1 protein-coding gene is annotated in these 1,910 nt (G+C 69.9%); it reads right to left on the bottom strand.

Going from position 1 to position 1,910, the window contains the following annotated elements; genetic code table 11:
* A partial coding sequence (locus ACLZN2_RS50795) for an AMP-binding protein (protein WP_416987067.1) occupies positions 1–1,910 on the bottom strand: 1,910 nt, incomplete at both ends.

Below are 1,910 nucleotides of genomic sequence, written 5' to 3'. Positions count from 1 at the left end.
AACTCACCGACGTCTTCTGCAACACCACATCATCCGCACCCAGCCCGAACCGGCCCTGCATCCACAACAACCGGTTCACAATCCCCGCATGCGAGACCACCACACCCTTCGGCACCCCGGTCGACCCCGACGTGTACATCACATACGCCGCCCCACCAGGCAGCCGCACCAGGTGTGGCACCACCGCCGACAACTCCGCGACCACAGCCGGGGCGTCCACACACACCACCGGGACCGTCCCGCCCTGCGGCAGCACCCGCACCACATCGCCCGACGTCACCACACACACCGGAGCGGCGTCCGCCAGCATGAACCCGATCCGCTCGACCGGGTACGACGGATCCACCGGCAGGTACGCACCCCCCGCCTTCAACACGGCCAGCAACGCCACCACCAGATCGACCGACCGCTCCAGCATCACCGCCACCACCGACTCCGCGCCCACCCCACGCGCCGCCAACACCCCGGCCAGCCGCGACGCACGCTCATCCAACTCCGCGTACGTCACCCGCTCATCACCGCACACCACCGCCACCGCACCCGGAGTCCGCACCACCTGCGCCTCGAACAACTCCGGCAACGTCACCCCCGGCACCACCACACCCGTGTCGTTCCACTCCTCCACCACCCGCTCACGCACCACGCCAGGCAGCACCCCGACCTCACGCAACGACATCTCCGGCGCCCCCTCCAACGCCCCCACCAGGCCCTCGACCGCCACCTCCAGCAACCCGCACACCAACTCCGGATCCCCCGGAGCGACGACGTCAGCACTCAGCCAGAACCCCGACCCGGTGTCATCGACGGACACCGTCACCGGATAGTTCGTCAAGTCCTCACCAGACAGGACCCTTGTCCCAGTGGGTTCGCCGTTCCGGCTTGTCGACGAGCGTGCACGGTCGCTGTGGCGGTAGTTGAACAGGGCAGTGAACAGCGGGGCCGGCGCGGTGACACCGCTGGCCTTCTGGGCCACCGCCAAGGGTGTGTGTTCGTGCACCAGCAGGTCGGCCAGCTGCGAACGCATCGCCTTCACCGCGCCGGCCACGTCCAGGCCCGCGACGTCCACCCGTACTGGCAGGGTGTTCATGAACGGCCCCGGAACCCGCTCGGCGTCCACACCCGCGTTCATCCGGCCGAGGAGTACGGTCCCGAACACCACGTCCGTGCGGCCGGACAGCGTCGCCAGGACGCGCGCCCACGCCACGTGGAACAGCGTCGCCGGGCTGACCCCCAGCCCGCGTGCCTGCTCCCGGACACGCCGCGCCAGGCCGTCGTCGACCGCCTGCCGCGTTCGCTGCACACCGGTGCCGTCGCCGTGTACGTCGGACAGACCGAACGGCAGCGTCGGCTCCGTGACATCCCCGAGCAGACCGGCGAAGTACTCCTCGTGCTCGGCACGGGACACCCCCAGCCGGGCCTGCGCCACGAAGTCACGGAACGGCAGCGGCGCCGGCAGTTCGTCGCCGCGCCCCACCATGAACGCCTCGACCTCACCCAACACCACATCCAGCGCGGTGTGGTCCTGGAGCAGGTGATGGATCTGCACCAGCGCGAGCCACCGGTCACTGCCCGGCTCCGCCGCCACATGCACCCGCACCAACGGAGCCCGCCGCAGATCCATCCAGCGCCCTGCCATCGCCATCAGCTCCGACACCGGATCCCCGGTCTCGGGCAGGACCACCTCGCTGACCGGCACGACCGCCCTGCGCCGCACCACCTGCACCGGCTCCGGCAGCCCCTCCCACACCAGAGCCGTGCGGTAGATGTCATGCCGGTCCACCACCCGCTGCAACGCCGCCAGGAACCCGTCCAGCCCCTCACGACCGTCGAAAGCCAACGTCATCGGCACGAGGTACACGTCCGCCTCGCCGGGCTCGGCGAGCAGGTGGTGGAAGAAGATGCCCTCCTGC

The sequence above is a fragment of the Streptomyces sp. T028 genome (assembly GCF_048159505.1).
Lineage (GTDB): Bacteria > Actinomycetota > Actinomycetes > Streptomycetales > Streptomycetaceae > Streptomyces.
This window is presented reverse-complemented; position numbering and strand designations above follow the sequence as displayed.